The sequence below is a fragment of the Pseudothioclava nitratireducens genome, assembly GCF_029210495.1.
Classification (GTDB): Bacteria; Pseudomonadota; Alphaproteobacteria; order Rhodobacterales; family Rhodobacteraceae; genus Pseudothioclava; species Pseudothioclava nitratireducens.
In genome coordinates this window covers 312,330-332,287 of record NZ_JARGDK010000002.1, presented here as the reverse complement: position 1 = coordinate 332,287, position 19,958 = coordinate 312,330, and the positions used below count along the sequence as shown (strand labels likewise).

Below are 19,958 nucleotides of genomic sequence, written 5' to 3'. Positions count from 1 at the left end.
GCAAGCCTATCACGGATCGGCTGATTACCCTAGGTAAACTTGTTGTGCGCGGACTGCGGCTGGCGCCTCAGGGCTTCCAGCGCAAGAAGTTTGAGATGATCCGCAGCCCAGTGGCCTGCGATTTCTCGGGGTGGAACTGGGTGCCGACCATGTTGTCGCGTCCGACCACGGCCGTCACCGGCCCGGCATAGTCGACATGGGCGAGCAGGTGGGCCGGAGTGGCGACCTTGAAGTGATAGGAATGCACGAAATAGGCGTGATCGCCCGTGCGCACACCGTCGAGCACCGGGTGCGGGTTGTCGATCACCAGATCGTTCCAGCCCATATGCGGCACTTTCAGGGTCTCGTCCTCGGGGGTGATGCGCACCACTTCACCGGGTATCCAACCAAAGCCGGCGGTCGGCTCGAATTCGAGCCCGCGCGTCGCCATCATCTGCATGCCGATGCAGATCCCCATGAACGGCACGCCGCGCCGGGTCACGGCCTCTTCGATCGCGTCGAACAGACCCGTGAAGCGAAACAGCGCTGCCCGGCAGGAGGGATAGGCCCCGTCCCCCGGCAACACGATCCGGTCGGCCTTGGCCACGACATCGGGTTCCGAGGTGACGACGATGGTCCCGTGCCCGGCCTCATGCGCCATCCGCTCGAACGCTTTCTGTGCCGAGTGCAGGTTGCCCGAGTCGTAATCGACGAGTGCGGTCAGGGACATGATAGGGCTCCGGGTTGGCAGCGCTCAGAGCGCGCCCTTGGTCGAGGGCAGGGTGTCCGCCATACGCGGGTCCATCTCGACCGCCATGCGCAATGCGCGTGCGACCGATTTGAACGCGGCTTCCGCGATGTGGTGGCTGTTGAAGCCATGCACCCGGTCGATATGCAGCGTGATCCCGCCGTTGGTCGAGAGCGCCTGAAAGAACTCGCGCACCAGCTCTGTGTCGAAGGTTCCGATCTTCTGGGTCGGCATGTCGCAATTCCACACGAGGAACGGGCGCGCCGAAAGATCCAGCGCACAGGTCACCTGCGTGTCGTCCATCGCCAGCGCGAAATGGCCGTAACGGCGGATGCCGCGCTTGTCGCCCAAGGCCTTCACCAGCGCCTGACCAAGCGCGATACCGACATCCTCGACCGTGTGGTGGTCGTCGATATGCAGATCGCCCTTGGCGCGGATCACCATGTCGATCAGCGAGTGCCGGGCCAATTGGTCGAGCATGTGGTCAAAGAAGCCGACACCCGTCTGGTTGTCATACGCGCCCGTTCCATCGAGGTTGATCTCGACGGAAATCTGCGTCTCGGCGGTCTCGCGCGTGATCGAGGCGGTGCGCATGGGCGGTTCCTTCTGCTGCGGTTTCATCGCCTTATAGGGCCGGGCGCGGGGCTTGTTAAGCGGGCTTGGACTGTTTGCGCTACGGCGTTGCGCGGATATAACGGTGGTCCGAAACGACAAAAGCCTCCCGCGAGGGAGGCTTTTTGTTTGGAGCGGGCGATGAGATTCGAACTCACGACCCTTACCTTGGCAAGGTAATGCTCTACCCCTGAGCTACGCCCGCATCCTGAGCTTCGGCCTTGTGGCCTGGGTCCGAACTGGAGCGGGCGATGAGATTCGAACTCACGACCCTTACCTTGGCAAGGTAATGCTCTACCCCTGAGCTACGCCCGCGCTGCCGGTTCGGTGGAGGCGGATTTAGGGGGTCTCGCGGCGCTGTGCAAGAGGAAAATTGCCCGCTTCGCCAAAATTGCGAACCAGGCGGCATGGAACCGCGCGCCCAACCCGGACGTTGAGCCAGCGAAGACCGCGTGAGGCCACGCGGCATCACCCGCAATTACGGAGAAAAGCTATGAACAACGACCAGATTGAAGGCAAATGGAAACAGATCAAAGGCGCGGTGCAGGCGAAATGGGGCGATCTGACCCATGATGAGATCGACCAGATCGAAGGCAACCGGGAGCGCCTCGAAGGCGTCATTCAGGAGCGCTACGGCAAATCGAAGGAAGAGGTCCGCAAGGAAGTGGACAGCTTTTTCGAAAGCCTCTGAGCCTCGGAGTGATGTTGCGCCCCGATTGGGGCGCCGGAGAGAGGGGGCTCTGCCCCCTCTTTGCCTTTGGCAAATTCACCTCCGGGATATTTCGGGCGATTGGATGAGGTAAAACCTTCGCATTCCAATCGCTCCAAATATCCTTGGGGGGTGAATGGCGAAGCCAGAGGGGGGCAAACAACCCCCCTTCTTCTTTGTTCGAGTGGTTACTCGAGTTCGATCAGCAGGTCTTTTGCGTCGATCTGGGCACCTGCGGTGACGTGGAGCGCCTTGACGGTGGCCGCGCGGTCCGCATGGATGCCGGTTTCCATCTTCATCGCTTCGATTGTCAGCAGAAGATCGCCTGCATTTACCTTTTGACCTGCCTGAACCGCGACCGAGGCGACCGCGCCCGGCATCGGTGCGCCGATCTGGTTCGGGTTGCCGTCCTGCGCCTTGGGCTTGACGGCGGTTGCGGCCTTCACTGCACGGTTGGGCACGCGGATCGCGCGGGGCTGGCCGTTCAGTTCGAAGAAGACCTTCACCTCGCCCTTGTCGTCGGTCTCGCCCAGCGTCAGGAAGCGGATTTCCAGCGTCTTGCCGGGGTCGATCTCTGCCGAGATTTCCTGCCCCGGCTCCATGCCATAGAAGAAGACGGGCGTCGGCAGGGTCCGCACCGGCCCGTATTGCCGGTGGCGGCCCATGTAGTCGAGGAAGACCTTGGGATACATGAGGTAGCCCGCGAGATCCTCGTCATCGACCTTGAACCCGTTGAGCTCCGCCGAGAGTTTCGCGCGGGTTTCTTCGAGGTCCACCGGGGCGAGGTGCTTGCCGGGGCGCTCGGTCGAGGGTTTCTCGTCCTTGAGCACCTTCCTGGTGATCGCTTCGGGCCAGCCGCCGGGCGGTTGGCCGAGATTGCCGCGCAGCATGTCGAGCACCGACTCGGGGAAGGCGACCTCATGGGCGGGGTCAAGCACGTCATCCCTGGAGATGCCCTGCGCCACCATCATCAGCGCCATGTCCCCGACCACTTTCGACGACGGCGTGACCTTCACGATATCGCCGAAGATCTGGTTCGCATCGGCATAGGCTTGCGCGACCTCATGCCAGCGCTCCTCAAGTCCGATCGAGCGTGCCTGCGCCTTGAGGTTGGTGAATTGCCCCCCCGGCATTTCGTGCAGGTAGACCTCGGAGGCGGGCGCCTCGAGCCCGCTCTCGAAGGCGGTATATTGGTGGCGCACGGCTTCCCAGTAGTTCGACATGCGCCGGATTGCGGCGATGTCGAGGCCGGTGTCGCGCTCGGTATTGTCGAGGGCCGAGACGATAGACCCAAGGCAGGGTTGCGAGGTGCCACCCGAGAAGGCGTCCATCGCGGCATCCACCGCGTCCACGCCCGCATCGGCGGCGGCGAGAACCGTCGCGCCCGCGATGCCCGAGGTGTCATGCGTGTGGAAGTGGATCGGCAGGCCGACCTCTTCCTTCAGCGCCTTGATCAGCTTGCGGGCGGCGGCGGGCTTCAGAAGTCCCGCCATATCCTTGAGGCCCAGAACATGGGCGCCTGCGGCCTCCAGTTCCTTCGCCATGCCGACATAGTATTTCAGGTCATACTTCGCGCGGTCCGGGTCGAGGATGTCGCCCGTGTAGCAGATCGTGCCCTCGCAGACCTTGCCCGCCTCGACCACGGCATCCATGGCCACGCGCATGTTCTCGACCCAGTTCAGGCTGTCGAATACGCGGAACACATCGACGCCGGTTTCGGCGGCCTGTTTCACGAAGAACTGGACCACGTTATCGGGGTAGTTCGTGTAACCGACCCCGTTCGAGGCACGCAGAAGCATCTGCGTCATGATGTTGGGCATCCGCGCGCGGATGTCGCGCAGGCGCTGCCACGGGCATTCCTGCAAGAAGCGATAGGCCACGTCAAAAGTCGCCCCGCCCCAGCATTCGACCGAGAAGAGATCGCCCAGATTGGCGGCATAGGCGGGCGCGGCCTCGACCATGTCGATCGAGCGCATCCGCGTGGCCAGAAGCGATTGGTGCCCGTCGCGCATCGTCGTATCGGTCACCAGCAGTTTGGTCTGCGCCTTCATCCAGTCGGCGACCGCTTGCGGGCCTTTTTCCTCCAAGAGATTCCGCGTGCCGGGCCGGAACTCTCCGAAAGCGACGGGCGGTTTCGGCGGTTTGGCCTCGGCATGGGGTTTCGGGCGGCCTGCGGTCTCGGGGTGACCGTTCACGGTGATGTCCGCGATATAGGTCAGGATCTTGGTCGCCCGGTCGCGCCGCTTCTTGAACTGGAACAGCTCCGGCGTCGTGTCGATGAACTTCGTCGTGTAGCTCATGTCGAGGAAGGTCGGGTGCTTGAGCAGGTTGATGACGAAGTCGATATTGGTGCTGACGCCGCGGATACGGAACTCGCGCAGGGCGCGGTCCATGCGATTGATCGCGGCTTCCGGGGTCGGGGCCCATGCGGTGACCTTCACCAGAAGCGAGTCGTAGTAGCGGGTAATCACGCCGCCCGCGTAGGCCGTGCCGCCATCGAGGCGGATGCCCATGCCCGTTGCCGAGCGATAGGCCGTCAGTCGCCCGTAATCGGGGATGAAGTTGTTTTGAGGGTCCTCGGTCGTGACCCGGCATTGCACGGCATGACCCGAGAGGGTGATGTCCTCTTGACGCGAGACGCCCGTGGCCTCGGTCAGCGTGGCCCCTTCTGCGATGCGGATCTGCGATTGCACGATGTCGATCCCGGTCACTTCTTCGGTGACGGTGTGTTCGACCTGCACGCGCGGGTTCACCTCGATGAAGTAGAACGCGCCCGAGTCCATATCCATCAGGAATTCGACGGTGCCCGCGTTCTGATAGCCGACCGCTTGGCCGATCCGGAGCGCGAGTTCGCAGACTTCGGTGCGCTGGGCCTCGCTCAGATAGGGAGCGGGCGCGCGTTCGACGACCTTCTGGTTGCGGCGCTGCACGGTACAGTCACGCTCGAACAGGTGGTAGAGACCGCCATGGGTGTCGCCGAGCAACTGCACCTCGACGTGGCGAGCGCGCAGGATCATCTTTTCGAGATAGCCCTCGCCGTTGCCAAAGGCGGCCTCGGCCTCGCGGCGACCCTCGCGGACCTTCTCGACCAGCTCATCGGGACCGAGGATCGGACGCATGCCGCGACCGCCGCCGCCCCAGCTGGCCTTGAGCATCAGGGGGTAGCCGATCTCGGCAGCCTCGGCCTTGATCGCATCGAAATCGTCGCCCAGCACTTCGGTCGCCGGGATCACCGGGACGCCTGCCTTGATCGCCACGCGGCGCGCCGACGCCTTGTCGCCGAGCGCGCGCATGGTTTCGGCCTTGGGGCCGATGAAGGTGATCCCTGCCGCTGCGCAGGCCTCGACGAAATCGGGGTTCTCCGACAGCAGCCCGTAGCCCGGATGGATCGCGTCGGCGCCCGATTCCTTGGCCACGCGGATGATCTCGGGGATCGAGAGGTAGGCACCAACGGGGCTGAGGCCCTCGCCGATGCGATAGGCCTCGTCCGCCTTGAAGCGATGCAGGCTCAACTTGTCCTCTTCGGCATAGACGGCGACCGTCTTTTTGCCCATCTCATTCGCGGCGCGCAGCACGCGGATGGCGATTTCGCCGCGGTTGGCAACAAGGATTTTCTGGAACATGGCGCGGACTCCCCCTCGGAATTGCGAGGCAGACGGTAGCGATGCCGCGCCGCAGCGCAAGAAGAAATTGCAAAATTAAGCAAATTTTCTGACCAATTTGCGAAGTTTGCAAAGCGCCGGTTGGGATGAGACGTTTCGATGCCGCGTTGCGACGCGCTATTGACAGTGGCAATCGCTCGCAGGCAAGCAAGGGCCATGATCGATCTGCGCCCCGTGGGTTACATTATCGGAATGCTCACCGCTGTTCTGGGGCTGGCGATGCTGGTGCCTGCGGCGGTAGATTTCGCCTATGGCGATCCGCATTGGCGGGCCTTTCTGGAGGCGGCGATCATCACCATGGCGGCGGGCGGTCTCGTGGCGTTGGCCAGCCATGATGCGCTCAAAAGCATGATCACCCTGCGCCAGAGCTTCGTGTTGACCACTTTCGTGTGGCTGGTCCTGCCCGGTTTCGGCGCCTTGCCCTTCGTCATAGGAGAGCCGGGGCTTTCCTTCACCGATGCCTATTTCGAGGCCATGTCGGGCCTGACCACCACTGGCACGACGGTGATCCCTGAACTCGACGATCTGCCGATGGGCACGAACCTGTGGCGCGGCATCCTGCAATGGCTGGGGGGGTTGGGGATCATCATCGTGGCGATGATCTTCCTGCCGGTGATGAAAGTCGGGGGTATGCAGTTCTTCCGTTCGGAAGGGTTTGATACGCTTGGCAAAGTTCTACCGCGCGCAATGGATATCTCGACCGCGCTGATCCGCATCTATGTTGGCCTGACGGTCATTTGCACGCTGGCTTATGCGATGGTCGGGATGGACGCCTATGACTCGATTGTCCATGCCTTCACCACGGTGAGCACGGGCGGTTTTTCGACCGAAGATGCAAGCTTCGCCGCCTATAAGGGCGCGCCGGAATATGTGGCCTCGGTCTTCATGCTGCTGGCCGCGATGCCCTTCATCCGCTTTGTGCAGCTTACCCAAGGGCAGGTCACACCGCTTTGGCGCGACCCGCAGGTGCGCGCCTTCCTGCGCTGGCATGGCTATGCGATCGGCGCGATCGTGCTCTACCGGATGATCCGGCACGAAGCACCCTTCTGGTCTACTTTCCGCGAGGTGACCTTCAATGTCGTTTCCACCTTCACGGGCACGGGTTACGCCTCGGAGGATGTCACGCAGTGGGGCCATATGGCCTTTGTCGTGCTGATCATCGTGGGGCTGATCGGGGGCTGCACCGCCTCGACCGGCTGCTCGGTCAAGGTCTTCCGCTATCTGATCCTGTTCGAAGCGATCAAGACCCAGATCCGCCGCCTGCACTCGCCCCACCGGGTCGCGCGCGTACGCTATGACGACCGGCCCGTCGAGGATGAGGTCGTGAACTCGGTCGTCGCGTTTTTCAGCTTCTTCATCCTCAGCTTCGGGCTGCTGATCGTGGCGCTGACCATGACCGGGCTTGAAACGCGCACGGCGCTGACGGCCGCCTGGACGGCCATCGCGAATGTCGGTCCGGCCTGGGGGCCAGAGATAAGCGCGAACGGTTCGATCACCCATTTCCCGGAGGCAGCGAAATGGTTGATGTCGATGGGAATGTGCATCGGGCGGCTTGAGTTGCTGTCGGTCTTCGTGCTGTTCCTGCCCCGTTTCTGGCGGCCCTGAAGGCGGCCGAAGGGGCTCTGCCCCCTCTTTGCCTGACGGCAAATTCACCCCCGGGATACTTGAAGCGATTGGATCAAAGCAGGCCTTCTGCATCCAATCGCGCGAAATATCCTCGGGGGGTGAATGGGCGGAGCCCAGAGGGGGGCAGACCGCCCCCCTTCGGTCCGATTATTCCCAGCAGGCGATCTGAATAACGAGATCCTGCGCGATCTCGGTCAGGTCTTCGGCGGCCAGCGAGCCGCTGCGATCCGACGCAACCGGCGCAAAGCCCGCTTCGGCCAAGGCAGGGGCGATGGCGGTCGCCTGAACTGCGACCGAGAGATCATCGGGCAGGCGTTTGCCCGCGATATGCGCCTTGGGCAGCAGGATGCCGATCACCGATCCGGTTGCGTCGAAGACCGGGCCGCCGGCATCGCCGTCAAGCGTGGCGGCGGCGAGGCGGGCTTGGGTCTGTTCGCCAGCCAAGCCTTCGAGGTCTGACAGCGTTCCAAAGCTCAGGACCGGGGCGGAGAGCGTCTCGGGATAGGAAAAGCCCGCGATGGCGAGCGACGCGCCGGGGCGGGACTGCTCGATCTGGAATTTGGCCACAGCGGCAGGGGCCAGCGGATCGGCGGGGGTCAGGACTGCGATGCCGAGCGCAGCGTCGCGCCATGCGATGGTGGCCTCGTGATCTTCGATCGAGACCCGGCTGCATTGCTCCAGCCCTGCGGCGGCGGTGAGCACCGCACCTTCGGCGTTCAGATAGAAGCCCGAGCGCGCAAAAAGCGGCTTGCGCACGTTCAGCCCCGCCATCAGCGCCTCACCCGAGACCGCGAGCGGCTGTCCGAGCGTGTCGTCGAGTGCCTTGTCGCCAAGCGGCGTGAAGCTCTTTTGCATCGCTTCGAGCACGCGGGCCATGCGGGTCTCGTCGCCCGCCGGATAGACGAGGGTGAAGCCTTTGATCAGACCGCCTTTCAGCTCTGCCTCGGTAAACGAGTGGATCTTGTCGTTCTTGCCGGTGAGCGTGAAGCCAGAGCGCGAACGCTCGCGCGGGCCTTCGACGGGCACGATTTCGAGCGTTTGCATCGCGTCATAAAGCCCGAAAAGCGTGGTCTGGTCGCCTTGCTGCGACAGAAGCAGGACACGCACGCCCGAGCCATCCTTGGCGCGGTAATGCACAAAGGGCGGGTCGTAATGGTCGAACTCGATAAGCCCCATGGGCAGCTCGATTTCGATCCCGGCCTCGCCCTCGGTGACCGTGGTCAGGCCCAGTTCGGCGCGCTCGCGCGCGACTGCGTCAAGCAGTGCGGCTTGCTGTGCCGAGGCCAGCACGCCCGTCGCTTCGAAGCCGTTTGCGGTTTGCCACGCCGCGATGGAGCCACGGGTCCCGCGTCCGAAAGCGCCGTCGATGGCGGAGGTATAGAAGCCCTGCCATTGCAGCGCGGCTTGAATCTCCATGCGCTCTTCGCGGGTGAGGGCGGCCTCAAGCCGACGCGAGTCGGCCAGGGCTTCGACAGGCGCGACCGGTTCGGGCGCGGCGACTGGGGCGGCCTCGGCGGGGGCAGCGGTTTCGGTCGTTGTGGTTTCGGGTGCGGCCGTTTCCGGGGTCTGGGTGGCGGGGGCGAGGTTCGCGCCGACCGGCCAGAACTGCTGACCAAAGCGCCGCCCGTCCGAGATGTAGGAATCGTTCGGGATCAGGCGCTCGCCGCGCAGCACACGCAGGCGCGCTTCGGCGGCTTCGGGGCTGTCGAAAGGTCCGATTGCGATCGCATACCAGCCGGTGCTCATCGCGTAGCCTGTCACATCGGGAAATGTCTCGGCCCATTCCGAGGCGCGGGTCTGTGCTTCGCGCAGCGAGGAGCGGGCCTCGATCTGCACCCAGGCGGGTTCCGCCCAGCCCATGCCGGTCCAGATCATCCCGGTCAGGCAAGCCCCGACAATGGCCGAAACGGTGCGCCGCGCTGACTTCATTCCCAATACCTCAAAACTGTTTTTTCCGGTCTGCGGGCGAAATTAACAATTTGCGCGCCCGCGTCACCCCTCAAACTGCACGAAATGCACCTGTGCGCGCCGTTGTGGCCGCTCAGCCCCGTTGACCCTTGCCCGGGCCTTGCCTAGAGAGAGGACGCTTTGAGCCAGAGGTAAGCCCATGTCGAAACCCGAAGCCCCCCGTTCTTTCCAGGAGATCATCCTGCGACTTCAGGCCTATTGGGCCTCGAAGGGCTGCGCGGTGCTGCAACCCTATGACATGGAGGTGGGGGCAGGGACCTTCCACCCGGCGACCACGCTGCGCGCGCTGGGCTCGCGCCCTTGGGCGGCCGCCTATGTGCAGCCCTCGCGCCGCCCGACCGACGGGCGCTATGGCGAGAACCCGAACCGGCTTCAGCACTATTACCAATATCAGGTGTTGATCAAACCGAGCCCGCCCGATCTTCAGGCGCTCTATCTGGGTTCGCTCGAAGCGATCGGGATTGATCTTGAGCTGCATGATATCCGCTTCGTGGAAGACGACTGGGAAAGCCCGACGCTCGGTGCGTGGGGGCTTGGCTGGGAGGTTTGGTGCGATGGGATGGAAGTCTCGCAGTTCACCTATTTCCAGCAGGTCGGCGGGCATGATTGCGAGCCGGTCTCGGGCGAGCTGACCTACGGTCTTGAGCGGCTTGCGATGTATGTTCTGGGCATCGACCATGTGATGGACATGCCGTTCAACGATCCTTCGGCACCGATTGCCCTGAAATATGGCGATGTCTTCCGCCAAACCGAGCAGGAATATTCGCGCTGGAACTTCGATCAGGCCGATACCGACATGCTGCTCAAGCATTTCGAAGATGCCGAGGCCGAGTGTGAGCGCATCCTTGCGGCGGACGACACTGACGCCGCCGGGCGCCGGATCGTGATGGCTCATCCGGCCTATGACCAGTGCATCAAGGCAAGCCACCTGTTCAACCTTCTCGATGCGCGCGGCGTGATCTCGGTGACCGAGCGGCAGGCTTATATCGGGCGGGTGCGGGCACTCGCCAAGAAATGCGCAGACGCCTTCGTCACCACCGAGGCGGGTGGCGCCACAATCGAAGGGGCGGGCGCGTGAATGGCAAGATCGTTGGAGGGGCCATCGTGCTGAGCGCGCTCGTCACCGGTGTGGCCGTCTATTACCTTCAGGTGTACGGCTATTATCAGGAACTGCCCGCGACCGCGCCGGCGGCGGAGATTCGTCTGACCTCGGTCGTGACCGGCCAGCCAGAACCGATCCTCGCCGAAGGTTTCGAGGGCATCGACGCCGATAGTTCGCCGCTCCGGTTTCGCGGGTGCTTCCGCACGCCGCTGAGCCTTGGCCTTCTGACCGAAACTTTCACTGTCTACGAGGGCGCGACGCCGCTCAACGGGCCGGGTTGGTTCGGCTGCTTCGATGCGGCCCGGATCGGCGAAGATATCGAGCGCGGCGAGGCGGTCGCCTTCCTGTCCGAACATGACATCCAGCCCGGCGTCGATCGCGTCGTGGCGGTTTATCCCGATGGCCGGGCCTTCGCCTGGCATCAACTGAACGAGAGTGCGGAGAAATAAGATGCCGGATCTCCTGATTGAGCTGTTCTCCGAGGAAATGCCCGCCCGCATGCAGGGGCGTGCGCGTGAGGACCTGCAAAAACTCGTGACCGACGGTCTGGTCGAGGCGGGTCTGACCTACGCCCATGCGAGTGCATTTTCCACGCCGCGCCGTCTGGTGCTGGCGCTCGAAGGGCTGTCCAAGGAAAGCCCGACGCTGCGCGAAGAGCGCAAAGGCCCCAAGACCGACGCGCCCGAAAAGGCGATCGAGGGCTTCCTGCGCTCGACGGGCCTCAGCCTTGCGCAGTTGGAAATCCGCGATGACAAGAAGGGTCAGGTCTATTTCGCCGTGACCGAGCGCGCGGGCCGTCCCGCCGCCGAGATCGTGGCCGAAGTGCTCGACCGCACGATCCGCAATTTCCCTTGGCCGAAGTCGATGCGCTGGGGCTCGGGCAGCCTGCGCTGGGTGCGCCCGCTGCATTCGATCCTGTGCGTCCTGACCGACGAGGCGGGCGCGGAGATCGTGCCGCTTGACGTGGACGGGATCGCGGCTGGCAACAGCACGCAGGGCCACCGCTTCATGGCGCCGGGCACCTTCACCGTCTCGGGCTTTGCCGATTATGCCGCCAAGCTCAAGGCCGCCAAGGTCGTGCTCGATCCGGCGGAGCGCGCGGATATCATCTGGCACGATGCGCAGAACCTTGCCTTCGCGCGCGGGCTGGAGCTGGTCGAGGACAAGGGTCTGCTGGCCGAGGTCGCAGGGCTGGTCGAATGGCCGGTCGCGCTTCTGGGCGATATCGCGCCCGAATTCCTCGAACTGCCGCCCGAGGTGCTGCAAACCTCGATGAAAGAGCACCAGAAATTCTTCTCGGTGAAGAACCCAAAGACCGGCCGGATCGAGGGCTTCGTCACTGTGGCCAACCGTGAGACGGTGGATCACGGCGCGACGATCCTGAAAGGCAATCTCAAGGTGCTCTCGGCGCGTCTTTCGGACGCGAAATTCTTCTGGGAGAACGACCTGCGCACCGTGAAGGCCGAGGGCCTTGAAGGTATGGGAGTAGGGCTTGCCAATGTGACCTTCCACAACAAGCTGGGGAGCCAAGGCGCGCGCGTTGAGCGGATCGAGGCGCTGGCCCGCGAAATTGCGCCGATCGTTGGCGCGTCCCCTGATCTGGCGGCTGAAGCCGCCCGCGTTGCCAAATCCGATCTTCGGTCGGAAATGGTCTACGAATTCCCGGAATTGCAGGGGATCATGGGCCGGTATTATGCGAAAAGTGCAAATCTGCCCGATGCCGTGGCCGATGCCTGCCGTGACCACTACGCGCCGCTTGGTCCCTCTGACGCCGTGCCGAGCGAACCTGTCTCCGTCGCCGTGGCGCTTGCCGACAAGATCGACACGCTGACCGGTTTCTGGGCGATTGATGAAAAACCCACCGGCTCGAAAGACCCCTACGCGCTGCGCCGCGCGGCACTTGGGGTGATCCGGCTGGTTTTGGCGAATGGGCTGCGCGCCAATCTCGCGCAATTGTTTGTGGATTCGAACGAGGATGCCGATGCCGCCGACCTCCTGTCCTTCTTCCACGACCGCCTCAAGGTCTTCCTCCGTGACCAAGGTATCCGTCATGACGTGATCGACGCAGTGCTGGCAATGCCGGGCAATGACGACCTCACCCTCGTGGTGAAGCGGGCCGAGGCGCTGTCGGACTTCCTCAAGACCGAGGATGGCGAGAACCTGATCCAGGGCTTCAAGCGCGCGAACAATATCCTCACGCAGGCCGAGGAAAAGGACGGGGTCGAATACAGCTTCGGCGCCGATCCGAAATTCGCCGAGGATGCGTCTGAAAAGGCGCTCTTCGCGGCGCTCGACGCGGCCGAGGCGGCGATTGCGCCCGCGCAACAGGCCGAGGATTTCGCCGCCGTCATGGGCGAAATGGCGAAGCTGCGTGCGCCCATCGACGCCTTCTTCACCGCCGTTCAGATCAACGCCGAAAATGAGATCCTGCGCCGCAACCGGCTCAACCTGCTCTCGCGCATCCGCCACATCTGTCTCGACGTGGCCGATCTGACCAAGCTCGAAGGCTGATCTCACGCTGCCGAAAATATCCCCGCCGGAGGCATCCGCCGGCGGGGCCGGGTGCGCCCGGCGGGTAACGTTACGCCCGTCATCGAAACGTCGTGCTTGCCCTGTCGCGTTTTCCGCCTATCCTGCACCCAAGCCAAGGGCGCGCCGCAATGCAGAAACATCCTGATTTCACCGAGTTTACCGAACTCACCCCCGCTGCCGAGGTGCGCACCGCGCGTCATGGCTGGCGCGCGAAATGCTTGCAGCGGCTCGTGCGGCTGGAGCTGCCGGTGCCGCGCACCGTCGCCCTGCCTTGCGAAACGGTCCGCGCGATTGCCGCAGGGCAAATGCCGGACACGCAGGCGATTGCCGCGATCTTCGGTGAAGAGTTCCTCGTTTCGGTGCGATCGAGTCCCGAAAACCCCGAATGGGGGGGGCCGGGCACGGTGCTGAATGTCGGGATGAATGATGCCGTCCATGCACGCCTGACCGCAAGTCACGGGGCAGAGGCGGCGGATGCGCTCTATCTTGGCTTCGTGCAGAATTATGCGACCCATGTCGCCCGGCTCGACCCGGATATGTTCGCGGCCCCTCCCGGCCCCCGTGCACTCGAACGGGCGCTGGAGACCTATCAGGACGAAATGGACGAGCCCTTCCCGCAAGACCCGGCCAAGCAATTGGCGCAGGTGTTGCGTTCGATGGCGCGCGCTTGGGAGGGCACCACCGCGCGGCTCTTGCGGCAGGCCAAGGGGGCGCCGATAGAGGCCGTTCTCGGGCTTGTCGTGCAGGAAATGGCGCTGGGGATCGGGCCGGGTCTGTCGGGCTCTGGCACGATGCAATTTGTCGATGGCGTGACCGGGGCGCCGCAGATCACGGGCCGTTTTCGGGGACAGTCGCAGGGCCGCAAACGCGCCATCGAGACGCTATATCTGACGCGCGATCCGCGCGGTGCCTCGCTGGAAGAGGCGTCCCCCGAGGTCTTCGATGAGTTGAAACGCTACGGCGCGGCCTGCCGCGAGAAGCTGCGCGAAGAGATGCAGATCGAATTTGCGGTCGAGGACGGTCAGGTCAGCATCATCGACGCGGTCAGGGTGGTGCGCTCGGCGCGGGCGGCGGTGCGCATCGCTGTGGCGCTGGCGGAGGACGAGATCATCTCGCGCGAGGATGCGCTCTTGCGCGTCGAGCCGCGTGCGCTCTCGGAATTGCTGCACTATCAGGTCGACCCGCGCGCGCCGCGCGATGTGCTGGCGCGGGGGATCGCGGCCTCGCCAGGGGCGGCGGCGGGCAAGATCGTGTTCACGGCGGCCGCCGCGCAGGCCGCGGCCGCGCGCGATGAGCGCTGTATCCTCGTGCGCCGCGAAACCGCGCCCGAGGATATCCGCGGGATGCATGCGGCTGTCGCGGTGCTCACCGAACGGGGCGGCATGACCAGCCATGCGGCGGTGATCGCGCGCGGTCTCGGCCTGCCGTGCATCGTCGGCTGCTCGGAAATTCAGATCAATTTCCGCGACCGCAGTTTCACCGGGCCGCAAGGGCGTGTGTTCCGCGAGGGCGATATCGTCACCCTGGACGGCACCAATGGCGAGGTTCTTGTCGGCTCTGCGGAGATGCTTGAGCCCGCGCTTGATGACGGGTTCCGCACCTTGCTGCACTGGGCGGACAATGTGCGCGATATCGGCATCCGCGCAAATGCCGACACGCCCGATGACGCGCGCACCGCACAGATGTTCGAGGCGGATGGGATCGGGCTGTGCCGGACCGAGCATATGTTCTTCGATGAGGACCGTCTGACAGTCATGCGCGAGATGATCTTTGCCGATACGGCGAATGATCGGCGGGTTGCGCTGGAGCGGTTGTTGCCCATGCAACGCGATGATTTCACGGCGCTTTTCGACATCATGGCCGGTCAGCCCGTGTGTATTCGCCTGTTCGACCCACCGCTGCACGAATTCCTTCCGCATGAGCGCGAAGGGATGCGCGAGCTGGCTGAGGCGCTTGATCGGCCGCTCTCGGAGGTGACCCGCCGCGTCGAGGCCCTGTCCGAATTCAACCCGATGCTGGGCATGCGCGGTGTGCGTCTGGGGGTTACGGTCCCGGAGATCTACGACATGCAGGCGCGCGCCATCTTCGAGGCGACGATCGAAGCGAGCAAGCGTGGCGCGCCGGTCGTGCCCGAGATCATGATCCCTCTGGTCTCGGCGCAGCGTGAGGTCGAGATCGTCAAGACCCGGATCGACGCGGTCGCGGTCGCGGTCAAGAACGAGCAAAAGGCCGAGTTTACCTATCGGCTGGGGGTCATGGTTGAAACGCCGCGTGCGGCGCTGCGCGCGGGTGAGATCGCTGAACATGCGGCGTTCCTGTCTTTCGGGACGAACGACCTCACGCAGATGACCTACGGGCTGTCGCGCGACGATGCCGGGCGCTTCATGAACACCTATGTCAATCAGGGCGTTTATTCCGAAGATCCGTTCCATATTCTGGATGTGGAAGGGGTTGGTGAACTGCTTTTGATGGGGGCCGGGCGCGGGCGTGCGGCACGGCCTGATGTAACGATTTCGGTCTGTGGCGAGCATGGCGGGAACCCCGAATCAATCGCGTTCTGTCGGGCCGCTGGCTTCGATTATGTGTCCTGTTCGCCCTTCCGCGTACCTGTTGCGCGGCTTTCTGCGGCACATTTTGCGCTTTTGGCACCCCGTGGTCGGAACGGCCCGTGAACGGTCACGAAAATCAGTGCGCGGCACCGAATTCCGCTGGTGTTTTCAAAAACTTGACAGTAATCGCTCGCTCAAGGCGCGGGCGTGGTGTCATGGCGCTTTGCGATCACGAAAACGACCTTTCCGGTCACGGAAAGGTGCGTTTGCATCGCATTTTATAGACTCGTAAGGATTTTGGCGCTATTGCGCCCCCGTCGCAGCTTGCGTTGCGGCGGTTGTTCTTATCGGAAGATAAACATGTCAGTGCTGAAAAGCTGGACGGGGGGCGCAGTGCTCCTCCTGGCCCTTGCCGGAGGCTTGCGTGCCGAAGTTACGGTAAGCCAGTCGAATGATCCCAACGAGGTGGCGGAGCAGGGGCTCTTGTCGCTTATGGTTCAGGAGCGGAGCGCTCTGGGTGCCGTTACGGCGGAGCGGGCAACCGCGCTGACCAAGGCGCCGGCGAAAACCGCCAAGAAGGGCGAAGCGCCCGAGATCACCGCCGCGTGGCTGGCGGAGCAGCCCAAAGCAACGGGTGGCGAGCAATTCCAATGCCTTGCGCAGGTGCTTTATTTCGAGGCCCGCGGCGAGACGCTGAAAGGTCAGCGGGCCGTGGCCGAGGTCGTGCTTAACCGCGTTGACGATCCGGCTTTCCCGAACACCATTTGCGGTGTCGTCTATCAGAGCAACAGCCGCGGTTGTCAGTTCAGCTGGACCTGTGACGGGCGTGCGGACAAGGTGGGAGAGCAGAAGGCGTTCAACCGCGTGGCCAAGGTCGCGCGCGCGATGATGGATGGTGCGCCGCGGTCTCTGACCGAGGGTGCGACCTTCTTCCATACACCCGCCGTCAAGCCCAGATGGGCCCGTAAATTCGAACGCACGGCCGAGATCGGCGCGCATATCTTCTACCGCAAGCCGGTGCGCACAGCATCCAACTAAGGTCGTTCAAGGGCCTGAGAATGCCGTTTCGGGGTGGGCCTTGGCCCGCCCTTTTTCTATGGTGGGGGCGATTGCGCGCCCCGCGCTTGCAGTGATCGGAACCGAGGCCATGACCAGCGACATCTCTCTCGCCTTCGCCCATCCCGAAGAGCGCGCCATCGCCTCGGCCCCGGCCGATCCGCGTGACCGCATCAGCTTGCGCGATCATGTGGTGGAGGCCGATATCGGAGCGTTCCAGCAAGAGCGCGGCCATACCCAACGGCTTCAATTCAACGTCGTGGTCGAGGTGCGCCCGCTCCCCAAGCCGCTTGAGGACGATGTGGATCGTATCCTCTCTTATGACCGGATTACCGAGGCGATTGCAGCCGAACTCGCGGCGGAGCGGCTCAATCTGCTTGAGACACTGGCCGAGCGGATTGCCGAGCGCATCCTGCATGAACCGCAGGCGATGCGGGTGTTTGTGCGGATCGAGAAGCTTGACCGTGGTCCGGGGGCGCTTGGGGTCGAGATCGTGCGGGCACGGGCCTCGGTGCCGGTGCAGGCGCTGGCAGAAGATGGCAGCGCAGAGGCGCTTCATCCGGTCGTCGCCTATCTGTCGAACGAGGCGATCGCCTCGGATGATCTGGCGGTGCGGCTCGACCGGCTGGAGCGCAGTGGCAAACCGGTGATTGTGACGGTCGGCCTGCCGGAGGGGGGCGTGCCCGAGACCGGTCAAAAGCCCACGCAGCGGCGCGTCGATTTGCTTGCGATAGAGCAGAACGCATGGAGGCTCGCGGCGCGTGATCCACGCTGCGTTGTCGTGGCGACGCGGACCGAGATCGACTGGGCGATGAAGCATGGGCAGATGGTCGTCTGGGCGCCCTCGAAAATCGTGCTCGATGCGGTCGATGGCCCAAAGGCGCCCGCGCGCGATGCGGTGTCGCTTGCGATCTGGTTGGCCGAACAGATGGCTGCCGAGCGGCTTGAGCTTCACGGGAATGTTTCAGCTCCGGCAGGAAGCCGCGTGCCGGTGCGCGTGGAACCCGTCTGACGCTTGCCAATCGCGCCCCGATCGGGTGAAAGCAAGCCATGGACAAGATTTACTACCGACCGATCCTGCGTTCCGATGCGCCGCGCCCCGAGACGGCACTCACACTGGCCGGGGGCTGGTGTTGGTTCGACGAGGTCGAGTGCCTGACGCGTGCGGGCGAGAGCGAGGTCATTTTGGCCGCGCATTTGCCCGAAGAGGTCGCTGACCGGTTGTGTCGCAGGCGCGCACCGCAGGCCGGGCTCAGCTTCGAGCAACCCCGCATCATGGGTATTCTCAACGTGACACCGGACAGTTTTTCGGACGGTGGGCAGTTCGATGCGCTTGAGGCCGCGCTGGAGCAGGCGCAGGCTTTGGCCGAAGCCGGGGCTGATATCCTTGATATCGGTGGAGAATCGACCCGGCCCGGTGCGCAGGAAGTCCCCGAGGACGAAGAGATCGCGCGCACCGCCCCCCTGATCGCGGCGCTGCGGGACGAAGGGTTCGACACGCCGATCTCGATTGATACCCGCAAATCCATGGTGGGAGATGCGGCGGTCGAGGCCGGGGCGGATATGCTCAACGATGTCTCGGCGATGGAGTTCGATCCGGGCATGGGTGAACTCGCCGCGATCACCGGCTTGCCGATCTGCCTTATGCATGCTCAAGGCCTGCCCGAGGTCATGCAGGACGACCCGCGCTATGAAGATGTGCTGTTCGATGTTTACGATTATCTTGAAGATCGCGTCGCGCTAGCGGAAGCCAATGGCATCGCGCGGGACAAGATCATTGTCGATCCGGGCATTGGTTTCGGCAAGACGCTCGAGCACAATCTGGCGCTTCTGCGGGGGATAGCGTTGCTGCACGGGCTGGGCTGCCCGATCCTTCTCGGCGTTTCGCGCAAGCGCTTCATCGGAGAGATTGGGAACGCAGCGGATGCGCAGGCGCGGATGCCGGGTACGCTCGCGGTGACGCTTGCCGCGCTCGGGCAGGGTGTGCAGTTGCACCGGGTTCATGATGTGGCCGAGATCGCCCAAGGGCTGCGGCTTTGGAATGCAATGACAAGGGGTTACGAGCCATGACGCGGAAACTGTTTGGCACGGACGGGGTCCGCGGCGAGGCCAATAGCGATCCGATGACCGCCGAAATGGCGTTGCGTCTGGGGGCCGCGGCGGGCCGGTTCTTCCGTCGCGACGGGCGCAACGGTCATCGCGTCGTGATCGGCAAGGACACGCGTCTCTCGGGCTACATGATCGAGAACGCGCTGACCGCCGGTTTGACCTCGACCGGGATGAATGTGCTGCTGCTTGGTCCGGTGCCGACGCCGGCGGTGGGGTTCCTGACCCGCTCGATGCGGGCCGATGTGGGCATCATGATTTCGGCGAGCCACAACCCGGCGAAGGATAACGGGATCAAGTTCTTCGGGCCGGACGGGTTCAAGCTTTCGGACGAGGCTGAAGCTGAAATCGAGGCGTTGGTTGCGGGCGAAATTCGTCTCGCACAGCCGCAGAACATTGGCCGTGCGAAGCGTATCGACGACGGGCGAGGGCGCTATGTGGAATATGCCAAGACCACCTTCCCGGCGCGCGACCGCCTGACCGGCCTCAAAGTCGTGGTGGATTGCGCGAATGGAGCCGCTTATCGCGCCGCGCCCGAGGTCCTTTGGGAACTTGGATGCGATGTGGTGCCGGTAGGGGTGTCGCCCAACGGTCTGAACATCAACGATAAATGCGGTTCTACCTATACACAGACCTGCGCCGAGGCGGTTGTGGCCCATGGCGCGGATCTGGGCATTGCGCTTGATGGTGACGCCGACCGGGTGATGATCATCGACGAGACCGGACGTGTGGCTGATGGCGACCAGATCATGGCGCTGTTTGCACGCCGCTGGGCCGAAATGGGCACGCTGCGCGGGGGGGCGCTGGTCGCGACCGTGATGTCGAATCTCGGGCTCGAGCGCTTCATGGATGGCCTTGGGCTGCGTCTGGAGCGCACGGCGGTGGGCGATCGCTATGTGGTCGAGCGGATGCGGGCTGGCGGGTATAACCTTGGCGGCGAGCAATCGGGCCATATCGTGATGACCGACTACGCGACGACGGGCGACGGGCTGATGGCGGGGCTGCAATTCCTGCTGGCGATGGCGGAAACGGGCAAACGTGGTTCTGACCTCGTGCGCCAATTCGAAACCGTGCCGCAGATGTTGAAAAACGTAAGATACCAAGCAGGGCAGGTTCCGCTTGAAGACCAAAATGTTCGAAAAGTGATCGCGGACATGGAGACGCGCCTTCAGGGTGCGGGCCGTTTGCTCATCCGGAAATCGGGCACGGAGCCGCTGATCCGCGTCATGGCGGAATGTGAGGACGAGGCTCTCTTGAGGGAAGCCGTGGGTAGCATCGTTGCGGCGGTCGAAGAGGCCACCGCCTAAGA

General features: G+C 63.7%; 14 protein-coding genes and 2 tRNA genes. 10 read left to right on the top strand and 6 right to left on the bottom strand.

The window, feature by feature from the left end; all coding sequences use genetic code 11:
• Positions 1 to 67: 67 nt before the first annotated feature.
• The 4 genes from hisH to P0X85_RS03815 form a co-directional block, all read right to left on the bottom strand.
• Positions 68 to 709, bottom strand: coding sequence for an imidazole glycerol phosphate synthase subunit HisH (gene hisH, locus P0X85_RS03830; RefSeq protein ID WP_275808687.1), 642 nt, complete (start codon positions 707 to 709; stop codon positions 68 to 70).
• 24 nt (positions 710 to 733) lie between these two features.
• Positions 734 to 1,321: an imidazoleglycerol-phosphate dehydratase HisB gene (gene hisB / locus P0X85_RS03825; protein WP_275808686.1), complete on the bottom strand. Its 588-nt coding sequence runs from the start codon at positions 1,319 to 1,321 to the stop codon at positions 734 to 736.
• A gap of 148 nt (positions 1,322 to 1,469) precedes the next feature.
• A tRNA-Gly gene (locus P0X85_RS03820) sits at positions 1,470 to 1,544 on the bottom strand.
• Positions 1,545 to 1,579: 35 nt separating this feature from the next.
• Positions 1,580 to 1,654 (bottom strand) — tRNA-Gly (locus tag P0X85_RS03815).
• A 178-nt stretch (positions 1,655 to 1,832) separates the two neighbouring features.
• Here P0X85_RS03815 and P0X85_RS03810 point away from each other — a divergent pair.
• On the top strand, positions 1,833 to 2,030 hold the full coding sequence (locus P0X85_RS03810; protein ID WP_275808685.1) for a CsbD family protein: 198 nt from the start codon (positions 1,833 to 1,835) through the stop codon (positions 2,028 to 2,030).
• Positions 2,031 to 2,236: 206 nt separating this feature from the next.
• Here P0X85_RS03810 and P0X85_RS03805 read toward each other — a convergent pair whose 3' ends face one another.
• Positions 2,237 to 5,671, bottom strand: coding sequence for a pyruvate carboxylase (locus tag P0X85_RS03805; RefSeq protein WP_275808684.1), 3,435 nt, complete (start codon positions 5,669 to 5,671; stop codon positions 2,237 to 2,239).
• 195 nt (positions 5,672 to 5,866) lie between these two features.
• On the opposite strand from P0X85_RS03805, the gene P0X85_RS03800 reads away from it, so the two are divergent.
• The gene (locus tag P0X85_RS03800; protein ID WP_275808683.1) at positions 5,867 to 7,315 is read left to right on the top strand and encodes a TrkH family potassium uptake protein; all 1,449 of its coding nucleotides are present in this window, start codon (positions 5,867 to 5,869) and stop codon (positions 7,313 to 7,315) included.
• Between the two features lie 168 nt (positions 7,316 to 7,483).
• Here the strand turns inward: P0X85_RS03800 and P0X85_RS03795 are convergent, their stop codons facing one another.
• The gene (locus tag P0X85_RS03795; protein ID WP_275808682.1) at positions 7,484 to 9,265 is read right to left on the bottom strand and encodes a trypsin-like peptidase domain-containing protein; all 1,782 of its coding nucleotides are present in this window, start codon (positions 9,263 to 9,265) and stop codon (positions 7,484 to 7,486) included.
• A gap of 178 nt (positions 9,266 to 9,443) precedes the next feature.
• Between P0X85_RS03795 and P0X85_RS03790 the strand changes: the two genes are divergently transcribed.
• From P0X85_RS03790 to glmM, 8 genes are all read left to right on the top strand, one after another.
• Complete coding sequence (locus tag P0X85_RS03790; RefSeq protein WP_275808681.1) at positions 9,444 to 10,382, top strand: glycine--tRNA ligase subunit alpha; 939 nt, start codon at positions 9,444 to 9,446, stop codon at positions 10,380 to 10,382.
• The gene (locus P0X85_RS03785; protein WP_275808680.1) at positions 10,379 to 10,855 is read left to right on the top strand and encodes a DUF6446 family protein; all 477 of its coding nucleotides are present in this window, start codon (positions 10,379 to 10,381) and stop codon (positions 10,853 to 10,855) included. The genes P0X85_RS03790 and P0X85_RS03785 overlap by 4 nt, the downstream gene beginning before the upstream one ends.
• Before the next feature lies 1 nt (position 10,856).
• Positions 10,857 to 12,917 (top strand): glycine--tRNA ligase subunit beta, encoded by a 2,061-nt coding sequence (gene glyS / locus P0X85_RS03780; protein ID WP_275808679.1) that lies wholly within the window; start codon positions 10,857 to 10,859, stop codon positions 12,915 to 12,917.
• A gap of 149 nt (positions 12,918 to 13,066) precedes the next feature.
• Positions 13,067 to 15,610 (top strand): putative PEP-binding protein, encoded by a 2,544-nt coding sequence (locus P0X85_RS03775; protein WP_275808676.1) that lies wholly within the window; start codon positions 13,067 to 13,069, stop codon positions 15,608 to 15,610.
• Positions 15,611 to 15,847: 237 nt separating this feature from the next.
• Positions 15,848 to 16,525 carry a cell wall hydrolase gene (locus tag P0X85_RS03770; protein WP_275808673.1) on the top strand — a complete coding sequence of 226 codons (678 nt, stop codon included), beginning with the start codon at positions 15,848 to 15,850 and terminating at the stop codon, positions 16,523 to 16,525.
• 109 nt (positions 16,526 to 16,634) lie between these two features.
• Positions 16,635 to 17,555, top strand: coding sequence for a dihydroneopterin aldolase (locus P0X85_RS03765; RefSeq protein ID WP_275808670.1), 921 nt, complete (start codon positions 16,635 to 16,637; stop codon positions 17,553 to 17,555).
• Positions 17,556 to 17,593: 38 nt separating this feature from the next.
• Positions 17,594 to 18,613 (top strand): dihydropteroate synthase, encoded by a 1,020-nt coding sequence (gene folP / locus P0X85_RS03760; protein ID WP_275808667.1) that lies wholly within the window; start codon positions 17,594 to 17,596, stop codon positions 18,611 to 18,613.
• Positions 18,610 to 19,956 (top strand): phosphoglucosamine mutase, encoded by a 1,347-nt coding sequence (gene glmM, locus P0X85_RS03755; protein ID WP_275808665.1) that lies wholly within the window; start codon positions 18,610 to 18,612, stop codon positions 19,954 to 19,956. The genes folP and glmM overlap by 4 nt, the downstream gene beginning before the upstream one ends.
• The last annotated feature ends 2 nt before the right edge of the window (positions 19,957 to 19,958 follow it).